The organism is Streptomyces sp. NPDC002868 (assembly GCF_055563295.1).
The window spans coordinates 1-1,032 of sequence record NZ_JBVHDR010000097.1 but is presented as its reverse complement, the minus strand read 5'-3'; the positions used below and the strand labels follow the sequence as shown (position 1 = coordinate 1,032).

Below are 1,032 nucleotides of genomic sequence, written 5' to 3'. Positions count from 1 at the left end.
TGGCCCGCGTATGTGATCTACACGTCGGGTTCCACCGGCCGCCCCAAGGGTGTGGTCGTCGAGCACCGCTCGGTGGGCGCCTACCTGACCCGAGCCCGTGAGGTCTACCCGCAGGCCGGCGGAACCTCCCTGGTCCACTCCTCCTTCGCCTTCGACCTGACCGTGACCGCCCTGTGGACACCCCTGGTCTCCGGCGGCCGCATCATGCTGGCCGAACTCGACCAGGACACCAGCGGTGTGACCTTCATGAAGGTCACACCCTCCCACCTGCCCCTCCTGGAAAACCTGCCCGACCAGGCCTCCCCCACCGGCACCCTCGTCATCGGCGGCGAAGCCCTGCGCGGCGAGGCCCTCGCCGCCTGGCGCGAGGCACACCCCGACACCCAGGTCATCAACGCCTACGGCCCCACCGAAGCCACCGTCAACTGCACCGAATACCGCCTGGAACCAGGCACCCCCACCCCCACCGGCCCGGTCCCCATCGGCCGCCCCTTCTGGAACACCCGCGCCTACGTGCTCGACAGCGCACTCCGCCCCGCCCCGATCGGCACCCCGGGCGAGCTGTACATCGCAGGCATCGTCCTCGCCCGCGGCTACCTCGACCAGCCCGGACTCACCGCCCAGCGCTTCACCGCCGACCCGCACGGTGCACCCGGCACCCGCATGTACCGCACCGGCGACCTCGCCCGCTGGACCCACCACGGACAACTCGAATACATCGGCCGCGCCGACGACCAAGTCAAAATCCGCGGACACCGCATCGAACTCGGCGAGATCCAGTCCGCCCTCACCACCCACCCCCACATCGCCACCGCCGCCGCCCTCGTCCGCGAAGACCAGCCCGGCGACAAACGCCTCGTCGCCTACATCACCCCCGAACCCAACACCACAATCGACACAGCCACCATCCGCACCACCCTCACCAACACCCTCCCCGACTACATGGTCCCCGCCGCCATCGTGGTCCTCGACACCCTCCCCCTCACCACCCACGGAAAACTCGACCACCACGCCCTCCCCACACCCGACTAC

The 1,032-nt window shown here is 69.7% G+C and carries 1 protein-coding gene; it reads left to right on the top strand.

The annotated features are described in order from the left end of the window. Positions 1-1,032 (top strand): amino acid adenylation domain-containing protein (locus ACZ3H8_RS40870; protein ID WP_467410467.1); only part of this gene is annotated, 1,032 nt, incomplete at both ends.